The following is a 17,836-nucleotide window of genomic DNA, read 5'->3' on the forward strand; positions in this document are numbered from 1 at the left end:
CATGGGTATCGGCGACTTCATCAGTGACATCACGCCGGACTCGGTGGAGAACGCCGTCGAGGACGGTGTCGAGTGGGTCGGCAACCGGGTCGAGGACGCCGGGAAGTGGACGGCGGACCGGCTGGACGACGTCGGCTGGGAGTCCGGTGCGGACTGGGTGCGCGAGCAGTCCCGTTCGGTCGCCAACCGGATGGGCGCCGAGGTCGACGAGATGGACCTCGGGCAGACCGAGGACAAGACCAAGCTGATCTACGGCAGCCCGGACAAGCTGCGCTCCACCGCGCAGAAGCTGCGCGCGTTCCAGAAGGCGTTCGACGACGCCGGGAGCGGCCTGAAAGGGCTGGACTCCTCGGAGCTGAAGGGTGAGGCGGCCGAGGCGCTACGCAAGGCGGTGAGCACCCAGCCGCCGAAGTGGTTCAAGGGCGCCGACGCGTGCGAGAAGGCGGCCGGCGCGCTGGAGTCGTTCGCCGCGACCGTGACATGGGCGCAGGGACGGGCGCAGACGGCGATCGACAAGTGGAAGGAGGGCGTGAAGAAGTCCGAGGAGGCCGCCGACGCGCACCGCAAGAAGGTCGACGACTACAACAAGGCGGTCGAGCGCTACAACGCCCAGCCCGCCGACCAGCGCGACCCGTCCACCCTCCCGCCGCGCCCCGCCTCGACGTTCGAGGACCCGGGCAAGAAGCTGATGCAGGAGGCGCAGGACATCCTCGCCGAGGCGCGCAAGCAGCGGAACACCGCCGCGGAGACCGCCCGCGGCGCGGTGCGCGCCGCGCGGGACATGGCGCCCGAGAAGCCGTCGTACACCGAGCAGTTGGGCGACGGGTTCCAGGAACTGCAGATCATGGGCGACCACTTCGGCGGCGGTGTCATCAAGGGCACCGCGGGCCTGGTGAACTTCGTGCGCGGGATCAACCCCCTGGACCCGTACAACCTCACCCACCCGGCCGAGTACGCCACCAACCTCAACAGCCTCGCCGCCGGGCTGGTCGTCGCCGTCAACGACCCGGTTGGCACCGGCAAGCAGATGATCAGCGACTTCATGAAGGACCCCTACGAGGGCCTCGGCCGATTGGCACCCGACGCGCTGCTGACCGCGGCCACGGCCGGTGGCGGGGCCGCGGTGAAGGGGGTGCGCGTCGCCGCGGACGCCGCCGACGCCGCCCGCGCGCGCAACCTGATCGACGACGCCCCGGACGGCACCCACAACCGCCCCGACGGCGAGCGCACCACCGACGGCACCGACCCGGTCGACCTCGCCTCCGGCCGGATGTTCCTGCCCCAGACGGACCTGACGATCCCCGGCATCCTGCCGCTGGTCTTCACCCGCCGCACCGAGTCCGGCTGCACGGCCGGCCGCTTCCTGGGGCCCTCCTGGACGTCCACCGTCGACGAGCGGCTGGAGATCGACCCGGTCGGCGTCGTCCACGTCACCGCCGACGGCCTGCTCATCCCATATCCGCACCCCGTCCCCGGTGCCCCCACCCGTCCCGAGTCCGGCCGCGCCCGCACCCTCCTGGCCCGCGACGCCGACGGCGACTACACCGTCACCGACCCCGAAACCGGCCTGACCCGCCACTTCACCGCCCCGCCCGGCAGCGAACCCGGCGGCGACGGCACCGCTTGGCTGACCTCCGTCACCGACCGCAACGGCCACACGATCACCCTCGACCGCACCGACGACGGCCTGCCCCTGGCCCTCGTCCACTCGGCCGGCCACCACGTGAAGCTGACCACGGCCGACGGCCTGGTCACCGCCCTGTCCCTGGCCGGCGCGGGAGAGGCGGGCACGGACCTGCCCCTGATGCGCTACGGCTACCAGGACGGCAACCTCACCACCGTCACCAAGCCCTCCGGCGCCACCACCACCTTCGTCTACGACGACCGCCGCCGCGTCACCGCCTGGATCGACTCCAACAACAGCCGCTACGACTACGTCTACGACGACCGCGACCGCGTCATAGCCGAAGGCGGCGAAGCCGGCCACTTCCAGATCACCCTCACCTACACCGACCCCGACCCCGAAACCGGCCACCGCACCACCACCCTCACCACCGCCGACGGCGCCGTCACCCGCCACCGCATCGACAACCGCTGCCGGGTGATCGCCACCACCGACCCGCTCGGCAACACCACCCGCTTCACTTACGACAGCCACGGCAACCTGCTCACCCGCACGGACCCGCTGGGGCGCACGACCGCCTACGCCTATGACGAGGACGGCCGGCGCGCCGCGGTCACCCGGCCCGACGGCAGCCGGATCCGCGTCGAGCACGGTCCGCTCGGACTGCCGGTGGAGATCAGCGGACCGGACACTGCCCGCCGCACGCAGGAGTTCGACGAGCGCGGCAACCGGATCGCTGTCACCGACCCGGCCGGAAACACCACCCGATACACCTATGACGACGCCGGTCGGCTCACCTCGGTCACCGATGCTCTCGGCGCCACCACGCAGGTCCGCTGTGATGCCGCCGGCCTCCCCGTGGAGGTTGTCGATCCGATCGGCGGCACCACCCGCCTGGAACGCGACGCCCTCGGCAGACTCGTGCGGATCACCGACCCGGCCGGCGGAGTCACCCGTTTCGTGTGGGACGCCGACGGCAATCTCGCCCAGCGTGTCGAGCCGGGCGGGGCCACGACGTCATGGACGTACGACGGCGAGGGCAACTGCCTCACCCACACCGACGCGGTCGGCGGGGTGACCAGGTTCGAGTACACCCACTTCGATCTGCTCGCCGCCCGAACCTACCCGGACGGGGCCCGCTACGAGTTCGAGCACGATGCCGCCCTGCGTCTCACCAAGGTCACCAATCCGCACGGACTCCACTGGACCTACGCGTACGACGCGGCTGGGCGACTCATCGCCGAGTCCGACTTCGACGGTCGCACGCGCAGCTACCGCCGGGACGAGGCCGGTCAGTTGTCGGCCCGTATCGACGATCTCGGCGGAGTCGTCTCCCTCACCTACGACCCGATGGGCCGGGTGATCCGAAAGGATGCCGCGGGGCAGGTGACCGAGTACGCCTACGACCTGGCAGGTCGCCTCCTTCACGCTTCCGGTCCCGGCACCGAACTGATACGCCGCTACGACCGCTGCGGCCGGCTCAAGACCGAACTCGTCGATGGCCGCGCCACCACGTACACGTACGACGTGCTCGGTCGCCGGTCCCGCCGCGTGACCCCCACCGGCCACGTCACCACGTACGCCTACGACGAGGCCGGCCGCCTCGGCCACCTGACCTCCGGTGGCCACGACATCACGTACGCCTACGACGCCGCGGGCCGTGAACTGTCCCATGCCTTCGACGACTTCTTCACGTTGCACTCCGCCTGGGACGAGGCGGGACGGCTGGCCGCTCAGCACCTGACCGCACACGGCCGCACCCTCAACAGCCGCGCGTACTCCTACCGTGCCGACGGCCACCTCATCAAGCTGGCCGACCACCTCTCGGGCACCCGCACCTTCGACCTGGACCCAGCCGGCCGCGTCACCTCCGTGACCGCTGACGGATGGAGCGAGCGGTACGCCTACGACGCGGCGGGCAACCAGACGTCGGCCTCCTGGCCGACCTCCCACCCCGGCGCGGAGGCCGTGGGCGACCGAGAGTACACGGGCACCCGCATCACCCGAGCCGGCCGAGTCCGCTACGAACACGACACCCTCGGCCGCACAGTCCTGCGCCAGAAAACTCGGCTGTCCCGCAAGCCGGACACCTGGCGCTACGAATGGGACACCGAGGACCGCCTGACAGCGGTGACGACTCCGGACGGCACCCGCTGGCGGTACACGTACGACCCACTGGGCCGCCGCACGGCCAAGCTGCGCCTGGCGGAGGACGGCGAAACGGTGCTCGAGCAGGCGCTGTTCACCTGGGACGGCACCACCCTGTGCGAACAGACCACGACCGCCCCGGACCTGCCCCACCCGGTCACCCTCACCTGGGACCACCAGGGCCTACGCCCCCTGGCCCAGACGGAACGCCTCCTGTCCACCGCCGACGCCCCACAGGAGGAGATCGACTCCCGCTTCTTCGCCATCGTCACCGACCTGGTCGGTACCCCGAGCGAGCTCATCGACGAGCGGGGCGAGATCGCGTGGCGCACCCGGAGCACGTTGTGGGGCACGACGGCCTGGTCGAGGGACAGCACGACGTACACACCGCTGCGGTTCCCCGGGCAGTACTACGACCCGGAAACCGGCCTGCACTACAACTACTTCCGCCACTACGACCCCGAAACCGCGCGCTATCTCACCCCCGATCCGCTCGGGCTCGCCCCGGCGCCCAACCCCGCCACGTACGTCCACAACCCGCACACATGGACGGATCGGCTCGGCCTGGCCCCGGATTATGACCTCACAGATCTGGGTGACGGCTGGTATCGATCACCAGCCGGACTGGATTACGGCCCAGGATCGACGGAGGGTCACCGCATTCTGCATGTCATGGAACATGCGCGCGAGAATCCATCCAAACCCAAGCATGGAGTATTCGATACCGGCTCCAAGGGCATCCTGGAAACTGTTGACGAAGCTTGGGACAGGCGCGATTTGGCCGTTTCCGTGAATCATCAAGGAGCACGTGCGACATATGTCATCCCCATGGGTCGTCGGGTAGGATTGTACGACGGAGAAGAATACATCTCCATAACTGTAGAGCACGGAAACGAAGTAATTACCGCCTTCCCCAGGAGTTGGCCCTGATGCAAAAAATCGCCTGTCCTCATTGCGGCCAGGACTGGATCCGCAAATACAGAAGGAAAGACGACGGTTCACATTTCTTCATGTGCCCCGAATGCGAGTCACTATGGCTCCGAGAGGAGGATCTGAAGGAAGAAACCGAGCTCTACCTGAGCGAGTACCTGTCTCAATATGAAGCTGCTGCCGTATGGTGTGCTATCGAGGAGATACCTTAATTAGGCAGACGAGCGCGTGTCGTTTGCATATCCGGTGCACTTTCAGGTGCACCGGAGCAAGTCGGACGCTGCTGGGGCCGAGCGTATTTGTTTCCAGATTCGAACTGCGCGACACGATCGTCCCGTCCCCCGGCCGGCCGAATTTCCATTTCCGTACCAGTGACGAACGGGTGCTTCCATTGAAGTCTCACGACTTCATCAGCCTTGTGCGCACGATTCTGGAATCCGATGCCCGGACGCGGGAGCGCACGGCCGACGAAGTGACCGACCGGATCGGTGCGTACACGCCGGCCCAGGCGTCGGCTCTGGCGACGCTGCTGGCGGCAGCTGCTGTCTCGGAAAAGGACAGCTCCGCCCTGGAAGCCGAGTTGCACGCCATCGTCGAACTCACCTCCACCGGCCATGTCGACGTTCATCACATCGCGGCTCTGCGCGAGATCGACCTCGGCGACCTTCCGCCTCAGCTCCGCGACTATGTCGGTGATCTGCTGGAAGGGTGAGAACTCGAGGCGACCCGTCCCACCCTTCACCAGGCCGTCTACCGTCCGTCACCGACCCTCCCTACGGTGGCGCCCATGCGTTTGAGAGCCATACGGCAGAGAGCCGTACTCGCCACCGCCACCGCCACCCTCGCCGCAGCCACCTGCCTGTCCGCCGCAGGGCCCGCCAACGCCCACCCGGAAGGCGCCTGTTCGCCCGCCGTCGCCATCGAGCGCTTCTCCGACGCCCTCGACAAGACGACGTACGAGGGCACCTTCGTCGGCAACCTCTCCGCGCTGGCCGTGGACCGGGACGGCGCCCTCGCGGCGGTCTCCGACCGGTCGGTGCTGTTCTCGCTCGACGGGCGGACGCTCCAGCCGCGCGGCGCGCTGCCGCTCGCGGACGAGAGCGGCGCCGCGCTCGACTCGGAGGGGCTGGTCGTCGACCGGGACGGGACCTACCTCGTCTCCTCCGAGACCGAGCCGTCCGTCCGCCGCCACTCCCGTGACGGCCGGATCCTCGACCGGCTGCCCGTGCCGGACGCCCTGCGCGTCGCCCCGGCGGGCCGCGCGCCCGTCAACGGCACCTTCGAGGGGCTGACCATGACCCGCGACGGCCGTACGCTCGTCGCCGCCATGGAGTACGCCCTCTCCGGGGACGAGACCGGCACGGTCCGCGTCCAGACCTGGCGGCGGACGCACGGCGGCGACCGTTTCGTCCCGGCCGCGCAGTACGCCTACCGCACCGACCCCGGCCTCGGCGTCCCCGAGATCACCGCGACGCCCGACGGGCGCCTCCTCGTCCTGGAGCGCGGCTTCACCGCCGGTGTCGGCAACACGGTCCGCCTCTACCTCGCCGACCCGCGCCGCGGTGCCACGGACGTCAGCGGGATCGAACGCCTGACCGGGCAGGGCGGTGTGCGGCCGGTCCGCAAGACGCTGCTCGCCGACCTCGCCGACTGCCCCGACCTCGGCGCCACCGCCAAGCAGCCGCAGCCCAACCCGCTGCTCGACAACATCGAGGCCATGGCCGTCACCGGCCGCTCCCACGGCCGCCTGCACGTCCTGCTCGCCAGCGACGACAACCAGAACGCCGTCCAGACCACCCGCTTCTACTTCCTGCGCGTACGTCTCTGACCCGGCCGAGCCCATCCCGTCCCGCCGCCAATTGTTGCGGAGGGATGAAATCCGCTTCCGTGCGCGTTGGTGCCTTCCGGCAGATCAGGCGAGAAACCGGATGATCACGGAGGGCACCCGCGTGAGCACGCAACGGGGATGGGCACGACGGCTGTGGGGCTATGCCTGGCGGTATCCCAGGGACGTCGTCCTCGCCCTCGGCTCCTCCCTCGGGGGCATGGCCCTCATGGCGATCGTCCCGCTGATCACCAAGGTGATCATCGACGACGTCATCGGTGACAAGACCCGCCAGATGGCCCCCTGGGCCGGCGCCCTCATCGGCGCCGCCCTCCTCGTCTACGTCCTCACCTACATCCGCCGCTACTACGGCGGCCGGCTCGCCCTCGACGTCCAGCACGACCTGCGGACCGAGATGTACGCCACGATCACCCGGCTCGACGGGCGGCGCCAGGACGAGCTGTCCACCGGGCAGGTCGTCGGGCGGGCCACCAGCGACCTCCAGCTCATCCAGGGCCTGCTCTTCATGCTCCCGATGACCATCGGGAACTTCCTGCTCTTCCTGATCTCCCTGGTCATCATGGCCTGGCTGTCGATCCCGCTCACGCTGGTCGCCCTCGCCGTCGCGCCCGCCCTGTGGTGGATCGCCAGGCGCAGCCGCACCAAGCTGCACCCGGCCACCTGGTACGCCCAGGCGCAGGCCGCCGCCGTCGCGGGCGTCGTCGACGGCGCGGTCAGCGGCGTACGCGTGGTGAAGGGCTTCGGGCAGGAGGAGCAGGAGACGCAAAAGCTTCGCGAGGTCGGGCGGCGGCTGTTCGCGGGCCGGCTGCGGACCATCCGGCTCAACAGCCGGTACACCCCCGCCCTGCAGGCCGTCCCGGCCCTCGGCCAGGTCGCCATGCTGGCCCTCGGCGGCTGGCTCGCCGTCCGCGGCGACGTCACCCTCGGCACCTTCGTCGCCTTCTCCACCTACCTCGCCCAGCTCGTCGGCCCGGTCCGGATGCTCGCCATGGTCCTCACCGTCGGCCAGCAGGCCCGCGCCGGCACCGAACGCGTCCTGGAGCTGATCGACACCGAGCCCACCCTCACCGACGGCACCAAGGAGCTGCCGGCCGACGCCCCGGCGACCGTCGAGTTCGACGGCGTCTCCTTCGGCTACGACCCCGAGCGCCCCGTCCTCGACGGCCTCTCCTTCGAGATCCGCCCCGGCGAGACCCTCGCCGTCGTCGGCGCCTCCGGCTCCGGCAAGTCCACGGTCTCCCTCCTCCTGCCGCGGTTCTACGACGTGACGCGCGGCGCCGTGCTGATCGGCGGGCACGATGTGCGCGAGCTGACCCTCGACTCGCTGCGCGCCGCGATCGGCCTGGTCCCGGAGGACTCGTTCCTCTTCTCCGACACCGTCCGCGCCAACATCGCCTACGGCCGCCCCGGCGCCACCGACGAGGAGATCGAGAAGGCCGCCCGCGCCGCCCAGGCGCACGGCTTCATCAGCGAGCTGCCCGACGGCTACGACACCGTCGTCGGCGAGCACGGCCTGACCCTCTCCGGCGGCCAGCGCCAGCGCGTCGCGCTCGCCCGCGCCATCCTCACCGACCCGCGCCTGCTCGTCCTCGACGACGCGACCTCCGCCGTGGACGCGCGCGTGGAGCACGAGATCCACGAGGCGCTGCGGCACGTCATGGAGGGCCGTACGACCCTCCTCATCGCGCACCGCCGCTCCACCCTGAACCTCGCCGACCGCATCGCCGTCCTCGACCGCGGGCGCCTCGCCGACCTCGGCACCCACGAGGAGCTGCAGGAGCGCTCGGCCCTGTACCGGCGGCTGCTCACCGACCCCGACGAGCTGGGCGGCGTCTCCCCGGGCCACACCCCGCCGGCCGCCCCCGCCGAGGACGAGGACACTTCCGTCCGCGAGGAACTGGACGCCGAGTTCGACGCCGAGCGGGGCGTGACGCCCCGGCTGTGGACCGGCGACCGCGAACCGAAGGACACCGCCCTCGCCGGCACCCCGGCCACCCCGGAGCTGCTGGCCCAGGTCGAGGCCCTGCCCCCGGCGACCGACACCCCGGACGTGGACGAGGCACGGGCGGTGCGCCCGGAGGACTCCTACGGTCTGCGCAGGCTCCTGAAGGGCTTCGGGGCGGCCCTGCTCGTCAGCCTCGCCCTCGTCGCCGTCGACGCGGGCATGGGCCTGCTCCTGCCCGTCCTGATCCGGCACGGCATCGACAGCGGTGTCTCCGAGCTGTCCCTCGGCGCGGTGTGGGCGGCGTCCGCGCTCGCCCTGGCGGCCGTGCTCGCCCAGTGGGCGGCGCAGACCGGGGAGATCCGGATGACGGGCCGCACCGGCGAACGCGTGCTCTACTCCCTGCGCCTGAAGATCTTCGCGCAGCTCCAGCGGCTCGGCCTCGACTTCTACGAGCGGGAGCTGACCGGCCGGATCATGACCCGGATGACGACGGACGTGGACGCGCTGTCGACGTTCCTGCAGACCGGGCTGGTCACCGCGTTCGTCTCCGTCGTCACCTTCTTCGGCATCATGATCGCCCTGGTGGCGATCGACCTCCAGCTCGCCCTCGTCGTCTTCGCCACCCTGCCGCCGCTGATCATCGCCACGTTCTTCTTCCGCCGGGCGAGTGTGAAGGCGTACGAACTGGCCCGTGAGCGGGTGTCCGGGGTCAACGCCGACCTCCAGGAGACCGTGGCCGGGCTGCGGATCGTGCAGGCGTTCCGGCGCGAGCGGGACGGCGGGCGGCGGTTCGCCGAGCGCAGCGACGGCTACCGGAAGGCCCGCGTCCACGGGCAGTGGCTGATCTCCGTCTACTTCCCGTTCGTGCAGTTCCTGTCGTCGGTCGCGGCGGCGGCCGTGCTGATCGCGGGCGCCGCGCGGATCGACGCGGGCACCCTCACCACGGGCGCCCTGGTGGCGTACCTGCTCTACATCGACCTGTTCTTCGCGCCGGTGCAGCAGCTCTCCCAGGTCTTCGACGGCTACCAGCAGGCGACCGTCTCCCTCGGCCGCATCCAGGAACTCCTGCGCGAGCCCGCCTCCACGCGCCCCGCCGACCGGCCCCGCGCGGTGCGGGCCCTGCGCGGCGAGGTCGCCTTCGAGGACGTGCACTTCGCGTACGGCTCCGCCGACGAGCCGGAGGAGGCCCTCACCGGCATCGACCTGCGCATCCCGGCCGGGCAGACCGTCGCGTTCGTCGGCGAGACCGGCGCGGGCAAGTCGACGCTGGTGAAGCTGGTCGCCCGGTTCTACGACCCGACGCGCGGCCGGGTCACCGTCGACGGCCACGACCTGCGCGACCTCGACCTCACCGCCTACCGCCACCGCCTCGGCGTCGTCCCGCAGGAGGCGTACCTCTTCCCCGGCACCGTCCGCGACGCCATCGCCTACGGCCGCCCCGACGCCACCGACGCCGAGGTGGAGGCCGCCGCCCGCGCGGTCGGCGCCCACGAGATGATCGCCCGCCTGGAGGGCGGCTACCTCCACGAGGTCGCCGAGCGGGGCCGCAACCTCTCCGCCGGCCAGCGCCAGCTGATCGCCCTGGCCCGCGCGGAGCTGGTGAACCCGGACATCCTGCTCCTCGACGAGGCGACGGCCGCGCTGGACCTGGCCACCGAGGCCCAGGTCAACCAGGCCACGGACCGTCTCGCGGGCCGCCGCACCACCCTCGTCGTCGCCCACCGCCTCACCACCGCCGCCCGCGCCGACCGCGTGATCGTCATGGACCACGGCCGGATCGCCGAGGACGGCACCCACGAGGAACTGCTGGCGCGCGGCGGACGCTACGCCGAGCTGTGGCGCACGTTCGTCGGCGAGGACACCCCCGTGGTGGTCGCCTGACACCGGCGTGATCGCCTGACACCGTCCCCTCCCGGCCGCCCCCCGGCCCCCTCCCGGCGGCCCGCACACCAACGCCTCCCGGCCGCCCCCCGGCCCCCTCCCGGCGGCCCGCACACCAACGCCTCCCGGCCGCCCCGACGCAACCATCCGGCGTACGCCGCGCGTCCGTACATCCGTACGTCAATCTGCCGAGGGGTGCGGCACGGGAGGGGACGACTGTGGACTCGGGGGCGATACGACGGCGGATGGCGCTCGCGCTGTCCGTACTGACCGCGGCCGGCCTGCTCGCGCTCGCCGCGCCCGCGGAGGCGCACGCGGCGGCCGCGCCCTGTCCCGGGCGCAAGGTCAGGACGCTGCCGTTCTCCACCGGCTCGGTGCACGTCTACAAGAGCGGCGGGTACGTCTGCTCGGTGACCTACGCCAAGAACCCCGGCCCCCGGCGGAACATGTCGGTCAGCGTCCAGGCGCGCGGCCACCGGCCGGTGGTCCGCAAGGGCAAGTACCGCAAGCGCACGCCCGCCGTGACCGTGTACGCCGGGCAGCGCTGCGTCTGGGTCAAGGGCTCGGTGAGCGGAGGATCGGTCAGCTCGGGCTGGATCCTCTGCTGACGCCCGACACACCGTTCATCGAACTCCCCCTGGTGTGAACCGGGTTGCTCCGATAGCTTCCGGCGCACATCTGTTCTCACAGGGGAGGGTGCATGCGCAAGGCGCTCAGATGGCTGCTCGCGCTCACGGTGCTCATAGGCGCCTTGAGCACGGCGGGGACGGCCACCGCCGTCCAGCCGGAGGCCCAGGGCACGACCGACATCAAGGACCGGCTCCTCGCCGTACCCGGCATGAGCCTGGTGGAGGAGAAGCCGTACCCCGGCTACCGCTTCTTCGTCCTGAACTACGCCCAGCCGGTGGACCACCGCAACCCGGCGAAGGGCACGTTCCAGCAGCGGATCACCGTCCTGCACAAGGACGTCTCCCGCCCGACCGTCTTCTACACCAGCGGCTACAACGTCTCCACGACGCCCAGCCGCCGCGAGCCGACCCAGATCGTGGACGGCAACCAGGTCTCCATGGAGTACCGCTACTTCACCCCGTCCCGGCCCAGCCCGGCCGACTGGACCAAGCTGGACATCTGGCAGGCCGCCAGCGACCAGCACCGCATCTTCAAGGCCCTCAAGCCCATCTACGACAGGAAGTGGCTCTCCACGGGCGGCTCCAAGGGCGGCATGACGGCGACGTACTACGAGCGCTTCTACCCGCGCGACATGGACGGCGTCGTCGCGTACGTCGCCCCCAACGACGTCGTCAACAAGGAGGACTCCGCCTACGACCGCTTCTTCGCCACCGTCGGCACCGAGGAGTGCCGCGACCGCCTGAACGGCGTGCAGCGCGAGGCGCTGGTGCGGCGCGATTCCCTGGAGAAGCGTTACGCCACGTACGCGGCGGAGAACGGCTACACCTTCCACACCGTCGGCAGCCTCGACAAGGCCTACGAGGCGACGGTCCTCGACTACGTCTGGGGCTTCTGGCAGTACAGCCTGCTGTCCGACTGCGACACGATCCCCGCGGACGCGAAGAACGCGACGGACGACGAGCTGTGGAACACCCTCGACACGGTCGCGGGCTTCTCCTTCTACACCGACCAGGGCCTGGAGCCGTACACCCCGTACTACTACCAGGCGGGCACCCAGCTCGGCGCCCCCACCATCCACTTCCCGCACATCGAGAAGCGGTACATCCGCTACGGCTACCTGCCCCCGCGCCACTTCGTCCCCCGGGACATCGAGATGAGGTTCCAGCCGTGGGTCATGCGTGACGTGGACTCCTGGGTCCGCGACAACGCCCGCCGGATGCTCTTCGTCTACGGCGAGAACGACCCCTGGGGCGCCGAACCCTTCCGCCTCGGCAAGGGCGCCCGCGACTCCTACGTCTTCACCGCCCCCGGCGCCAACCACGGCGCCCGCGTCGCGGGCCTGACCGACTCCGACAGGACCCTCGCCACGGCCCGGATCCTCGACTGGGCGGGCGTCGCCCCCGCCCCCGTCCAGGCAGACCCGTCGAAGGCCAGGCCCCTGGCCAAGTACGACGCCAAACTCGACAAGAGGGACACGGAACGGACGCTGCGTCCGTAGTCCCGCGTCCGACCCCAAGGCGCTGCGCCCGCCTCCCTCGTACGGTCACAGGGGGCGGGCGCAGCCCACCGGGTTCTCGCCGCCCAGTTGGATGTAGAGGGCCGTCGGGGGCGGGCAGTCCGAGCGCTGACGGACGGCTTCCGTCACCCGGTGCTCGGGCTCGCGTTCGCCCTCGCCGTCGCAGCGCGTCTCGCGGACCTCGCCGCCGCCGGAGGCGTAGACGCAGTCGCCGACGATGGTGCGGGGGCCGCCTCCGCCACCGGGGTCGCCGGGGTGCGGGAGCTCGAGGGAACGCATGCAGGCGTAGCCGCGCGGGACCGCGCCGTCGCCGTCCTCGTCGAAGGACGGGCGCTGTTCGCTGATGTGGAGGACGAAGTCGGTGGTGGCGGGGCACAGGGGGCCGTCGCGCACCGTGCCGTCGTGGCGGGCCACCACGCGCGCGGCGGCGCGTTCGCTGCCGCACGAGACCTCGGTGAAGCTGCTCGTGCCGAACGAGCTGCACTCGTCGACGCCCAGGAACTCGGCCCCGTGACCCGAGGGCACGGTCCCGGCCGCCGGTGAGGCGGGCGCGGCCGGCCGCGGCCCCGTGGTGTCGTCCCGGGCGGGCGGCAGGGACTGACAGCCCGTCAGAATGGGCAGCAGCAGGCCCAGGAACAGGCTCAGGAGCAGGCCGAGCGCGACGTCCGGCAGGGCGCCCGGCACGGCACCCGGTACGGCACGTCTCTCGCCCATGTCCCATCCCCCCACCCCCGTCCAGCGTGACCCGCCGCGGCGGGCCCACGCCAGACGCGCGGAGCGCTTTGCGCCCGTCGGGGTGGTGCGCCAGGTGTGTGACGCAGGGGCTAGTACGTCTTGTACGACAAACCGTGTCCGACCGGGTACAGCACCCGCGCGGGATCGTCGGCCCGCTGCACCGGCACCGGCAGCCTGCCGCGCGGATCGACGACTCCGGCGATGACCCGGGCGGCGGCGCGTACTTCGACGTCCGTCCAGGAGTACGTCGCCAGGTACGCGCGGACGCCGGGCAGGCGGGCCACGTCGTACGGGTTGCGCACGGCCACCGCCACGACCGGGCGGCCCGTCGCCAGGAGTCGTTCCACCAGGGTCTTCTGGCTGCTCGTCGCGGTCACGTTGTACGTCGCCACCACCACCGCGTCCGCGTCCGCGGTCGCCGCGACGGCCCGGTCGATCACCGCCGCGGACGGGGCGGTGCCGGTGGAGAGCGCGGTGGCGGTGAAGCCCTGTTCCGTCAGGGCACGCGCGAGGACGCCGGTCGGGGGGCCGGTGGTGCCGGACGGGGAGGCCGGGTCGGCGCCCACCACCAGCAGGCGGGGGGAGTCGGTGGGGGAGAGGGGGAGCAGGTCGTCCTCGTTCACCAGGAGGGTGGTCGTGCGCTCGGCGATCCGGTCCGCCGTCCGCAGGTGGACGGGCGTGCCCACCGTGTGGTCCACCGCCTCCTCGTCGGTCCACGGGTTGTCCAGCAGGCCCAGCCTCGCCTTCAGGCGCAGCACCCGCAGGATCGATTCCTCCAGCCGTTCCTCCGTCAGTTCCCCGTCCTGGACGGCCCTCAGGACCGCGTTCCACGCCAGGTCCAGCCTGGGTGCGTTCAGCAGCTGGTCCACGCCGGCCTTCAGCGCCAGCACCGGCACCCGGTCGTCGCCGTACTTCTGCCGTACGCCCGCCATGTCGAGCGCGTCGGTGACCACCACCCCGTCGAAGCCGAGCTGTTCGCGCAGGACGCCGGTGAGGATCGGGCGGGAGAGGGTCGCCGGGTCGCCGGAGTCGTCGAGGGCCGGGACGAGGATGTGCGCGGTCATGACGGCGTCGATGCCGGCCTCGATCGCCGCGCGGAACGGCGGCGCGTCCAGCCTCTCCCACTGTTCGCGGGTGTGCTTGATGACCGGGAAGCCGTAGTGGCTGTCGGTCTCGGTGTCGCCGTGCCCGGGGAAGTGCTTCGCGGCCGCCGCGACGCCCGAGCGCTGGTACCCGGCGGTCTCGGCGGCCACCAGCTCGGCCACCGCCCTCGGGTCGGCGCCGAAGGAGCGCACGCCGATCACCGGGTTGGCCGGGTTGACGTTCACGTCGGCGACGGGGGAGTAGTCCTGCCGTACGCCCATCGCGCGCAGCTCCTTGCCGGCGATCCGGCCGAGGGTGCGCGCGTCGGTGCGCGAGCCGCCCGCGCCGATCGCCATCGCGCCGGGGAAGAGCGTGGCCGGCTTGCCGATGCGGGCTACGATGCCGTGCTCCTGGTCGGTGGAGATCAGCAGCGGCAGACGGTGCGGGAGGGCCAGGGAGGCGCGTTGCAGACCGTTGGAGAGCGCCGCGATCTGGCGCGGGGTGCGGGTGTTGTGCGCCCACACGAAGTAGATGACCCCGCCCAGGCGGTACTTGGCGACCAGCTCGGCGGGGGTGCGGACGCCGAACTCGCGCAGGTTGGCGTCGATGTCGGCCTGGTCGGGCGCGTCGGCGGAGTGGCCGTAGGCCCGGGAGACGAAGAGCTGGCCGACCTTCTCCTCCAGGGACATCCGGGAGACGATGCGGCGCAGCCGGTGGTCGTTGTGCGCGTGGGCGGGGCCGGTGACGGCGAGGGCGGCGGTGACGCCCGCCGCGGTGGCGGCGAGGACCGAGCGTCTGGAGGGTTTCGCGGTGTTTCCTGTGCTGGTGTCGGGCACGTGCGCTCCTTCCGGAGGAGGTCCGCTGAAGGAAACTTCCGAGGGGTCACCAATATCCGGGAAGTTTCTGCCAGTCAAGGGAACGCACAGTACCCAGCGAAGGGGCCGCCACCGGCGCACGGGAGGGGGGCGCGCCGGTGGCGGCATACCGCCGGCCGCGTGCGCGGCGGAGAGGGTGGTCGGCGTTCGCAGCCGGCGGCGAGGCCGACACCGCACCGCGGTGACTCTCCGGCGGTCGGCGATGGGACGACGGCGACGCGGGACGGGTTCCCGCCAGACGGACGGATTCCGGAAGTCGGTGGCTGCGGGGGTGGTGGGGTGCGCGGGGCGTTCGAAGGTGGGTGGCGTGCCGGTGGTGGGTGGCGTGCGGGCGTGCGTGCCGGTGAGGGCCGGTGATGGGTGGCGTGCGGGCATGCGTGCCGGTGAGGGCCGGTGGTGGGTGGCGTACGGGCGTGAGGGCCGGCGGGACCTTCGCCGCCCACGCGGCAGCGGCCCCCGGCCCAGCCCGAGGCCCGGTGGACCCGGATCGCGGCGGTCCATCCCGTGGACGTTCCCGCCCCCGGGGCGACCGTCGGCCGATCATAGGGACATGCCCGTAGTCGACATCCCCGGTTCCAAGTCCATCACCGCCCGCGCCCTCTTCCTCGCGGCGGCAGCCGACGGCGTCACCACCCTGCTGCGGCCGCTGCGGTCCGACGACACCGAGGGCTTCGCCGAAGGCCTGGCGCGGCTCGGCTACCGGGTCGGCCGCACCCCGGACACCTGGCAGGTCGACGGCCGACCCGAGGGCCCCGCCGCGCGCGAGGCCGACGTCTACTGCCGCGACGGCGCGACCACGGCCCGTTTCCTGCCCGCCCTCGTCGCCGCCGGCCACGGCACCTACCGCTTCGACGCCTCCGAGCAGATGCGCCGCCGCCCCCTGCTGCCCCTCAGCCGCGCCCTGCGCGACCTCGGTGTGAAGCTCCGCCACGAGGAGAAGGAGGGCCACCACCCGCTGACCGTGGAGGCCGACGGCGTCGAGGGCGGCGAGGTCACCCTGGACGCGGGCCTGTCCTCGCAGTACCTGACGGCGCTCCTCCTGCTCGGCCCGCTCACCCGCCGCGGCCTGCGGATCACCGTCACCGACCTGGTGTCCGTGCCGTACGTCGAGATCACGATCGCGATGATGCGTGCCTTCGGCGTGGAGGTACGCCGCGAGGGCGCCACCTACGTCGTCCCGCCCGGCGGCTACCGCGCCACCACCTACGCCATCGAACCGGACGCCTCCACCGCCAGCTACTTCTTCGCCGCCGCCGCGCTCACCGGCGGCGAGGTGACCGTTCCCGGCCTCGGCGCGGGCGCCCTCCAGGGCGACCTGGCCTTCGTCGACGTACTGCGCCGCATGGGCGCCCACGTGGAGACCGGCGCCGACCGGACCACGGTGCGCGGCAGCGGCGAGCTGCGCGGCCTCACCGTCAACATGCGCGACATCTCCGACACCATGCCGACCCTCGCCGCCATCGCGCCGTACGCCTCCGGCCCGGTGCGCATCGAGGACGTCGCCAACACCCGCGTGAAGGAGTGCGACCGGCTGGAGGCCTGCGCGCACAACCTGCGGCGCCTCGGGGTGCGGGTGGAGACCGGCCCGGACTGGATCGAGATCCACCCGGCGGCCCCCGCACGCGACGTGGAGATCACGTCCTACGGCGACCACCGCATCGTGATGTCCTTCGCGGTGGCGGGCCTGCGCGCACCCGGCATCTCCTTCGACGACCCGGGCTGCGTCCGCAAGACCTTCCCCGGCTTCCACGAGGAGTTCGCGAAGCTGGCCGCGGCTCTGCGCTGAGCGGACGCCCGCGGCGGGCGCGTCACGCCGAGTCGTTGAGCAGGCGGGCGAGATGGTCCCGGCCCGCGCTCAGCAGGCCGGGCAGCGGGGGTGCCGTCTCGTACCAGCGCTTCTCGTACTCCCAGCACAGCCAGCCGTCCCACCCGTGCCGCGACAGCACCTCGACGCACTCGGCGAGCGGCAGCACGCCCGCGCCGAGCGGGAGCGGGGCGGTGTCCTCGGCGGAGGCGATGTCCTTGACCTGGACGTAGCCGAGGTGCGGGGCGAGGGCGGCGTACGTCTCGGAGGGCTGTTCGCCGCCCAGCCAGGTGTGCATCACATCCCACAGGGCGCCCGCGTTCCGGTGCCCGACCGGTCCGAGGACCCGGATCACGTCGGCGCCCGTGCGATGCGAGTCGTGGGTCTCCAGCAGGATCCGCACGCCCGCGTCGGCGGCGAGTTCGGCGGCCACGCCCAGCCGCCGGGCGGCCGTGGCGTCGGCCTCCTCGGGCGGCTGCGCGGCGATGTCGGCGCCCGGGAAGACCCGGACGAACGGGGCGCCGAGATCGCGGGCCAGGTCGAGCAGGGCGCGGATCTCCGTGAGCACCGGCTCGTCGTCGCCCGGCGCGGCCACGCGCGGGTACCCGGCGAGGCCGAGCAGTTCGACACCGGACGCCTTGAACTCGGCCGCGATGTCGGCCCGTTCGGACGGGCTGAGCGCGGGGTGCACCGGTTCCTCCCGGTGCGCGCGCAACTCGACCCCGTGATAGCCGTGCTCCGCCGCGAGACGCAGCACATCGGGGAGGGGGAGACCGGGGACGCCGAGAGTGGAGAACGCCAGTTTCATACTTATCGACC

General features: G+C 71.8%; 10 protein-coding genes. 7 read left to right on the forward strand and 3 right to left on the reverse strand.

Going from position 1 to position 17,836, the window contains the following annotated elements:
• The first annotated feature begins 1 nt into the window (after position 1).
• From AB0K92_RS10035 to AB0K92_RS10060, 6 genes are all read left to right on the forward strand, one after another.
• Positions 2-4,702 (forward strand): putative T7SS-secreted protein, encoded by a 4,701-nt coding sequence (locus AB0K92_RS10035; RefSeq protein WP_365921187.1) that lies wholly within the window; start codon positions 2-4, stop codon positions 4,700-4,702.
• A gap of 418 nt (positions 4,703-5,120) precedes the next feature.
• A complete protein-coding gene (locus AB0K92_RS10040) occupies positions 5,121-5,414 on the forward strand; it encodes a hypothetical protein (RefSeq protein WP_365921189.1) in 294 nt (97 codons plus the stop codon).
• Between the two features lie 90 nt (positions 5,415-5,504).
• Positions 5,505-6,530 (forward strand): esterase-like activity of phytase family protein, encoded by a 1,026-nt coding sequence (locus AB0K92_RS10045; protein WP_365921362.1) that lies wholly within the window; start codon positions 5,505-5,507, stop codon positions 6,528-6,530.
• A 121-nt stretch (positions 6,531-6,651) separates the two neighbouring features.
• Complete coding sequence (locus tag AB0K92_RS10050; RefSeq protein WP_365921191.1) at positions 6,652-10,374, forward strand: ABC transporter ATP-binding protein; 3,723 nt, start codon at positions 6,652-6,654, stop codon at positions 10,372-10,374.
• 218 nt (positions 10,375-10,592) lie between these two features.
• Complete coding sequence (locus tag AB0K92_RS10055) at positions 10,593-10,982, forward strand: hypothetical protein (RefSeq protein WP_365921193.1); 390 nt, start codon at positions 10,593-10,595, stop codon at positions 10,980-10,982.
• A gap of 92 nt (positions 10,983-11,074) precedes the next feature.
• Positions 11,075-12,502 (forward strand): S28 family serine protease, encoded by a 1,428-nt coding sequence (locus AB0K92_RS10060; RefSeq protein ID WP_365921195.1) that lies wholly within the window; start codon positions 11,075-11,077, stop codon positions 12,500-12,502.
• Between the two features lie 45 nt (positions 12,503-12,547).
• Here the strand turns inward: AB0K92_RS10060 and AB0K92_RS10065 are convergent, their stop codons facing one another.
• Entirely contained in the window at positions 12,548-13,234 is a 687-nt protein-coding gene (locus AB0K92_RS10065) for a hypothetical protein (RefSeq protein ID WP_365921197.1), read from the reverse strand.
• A 110-nt stretch (positions 13,235-13,344) separates the two neighbouring features.
• Entirely contained in the window at positions 13,345-15,174 is a 1,830-nt protein-coding gene (locus AB0K92_RS10070; protein WP_365921199.1) for a glycoside hydrolase family 3 protein, read from the reverse strand.
• A 589-nt stretch (positions 15,175-15,763) separates the two neighbouring features.
• Here AB0K92_RS10070 and aroA point away from each other — a divergent pair.
• Positions 15,764-16,999, forward strand: a complete 1,236-nt coding sequence (gene aroA / locus AB0K92_RS10075) for a 3-phosphoshikimate 1-carboxyvinyltransferase (protein ID WP_365921201.1) — start codon at positions 15,764-15,766, stop codon at positions 16,997-16,999.
• A gap of 22 nt (positions 17,000-17,021) precedes the next feature.
• On the opposite strand, the gene AB0K92_RS10080 is transcribed toward aroA, so the two are convergent.
• Positions 17,022-17,825 (reverse strand): sugar phosphate isomerase/epimerase family protein, encoded by an 804-nt coding sequence (locus tag AB0K92_RS10080; protein ID WP_365921203.1) that lies wholly within the window; start codon positions 17,823-17,825, stop codon positions 17,022-17,024.
• Positions 17,826-17,836 lie beyond the last annotated feature (11 nt).

The organism is Streptomyces sp. NPDC052687 (genome assembly GCF_040678395.1).
Lineage (GTDB): Bacteria > Actinomycetota > Actinomycetes > Streptomycetales > Streptomycetaceae > Streptomyces.

Excerpts from the sequence above, each read along its gene's own strand:
- AB0K92_RS10035 (WP_365921187.1), top strand. The coding sequence starts at position 2 with ATGGGTATCGGCGACTTCATCAGTGACATCACGCCGGACTCGGTGGAG.
- AB0K92_RS10060 (WP_365921195.1), top strand. The coding sequence starts at position 11,075 with ATGCGCAAGGCGCTCAGATGGCTGCTCGCGCTCACGGTGCTCATAGGC.
- AB0K92_RS10065 (WP_365921197.1), bottom strand. The coding sequence starts at position 13,234 with ATGGGCGAGAGACGTGCCGTACCGGGTGCCGTGCCGGGCGCCCTGCCG.
- aroA (WP_365921201.1), top strand. The coding sequence starts at position 15,764 with ATGCCCGTAGTCGACATCCCCGGTTCCAAGTCCATCACCGCCCGCGCC.
- AB0K92_RS10080 (WP_365921203.1), bottom strand. The coding sequence starts at position 17,825 with ATGAAACTGGCGTTCTCCACTCTCGGCGTCCCCGGTCTCCCCCTCCCC.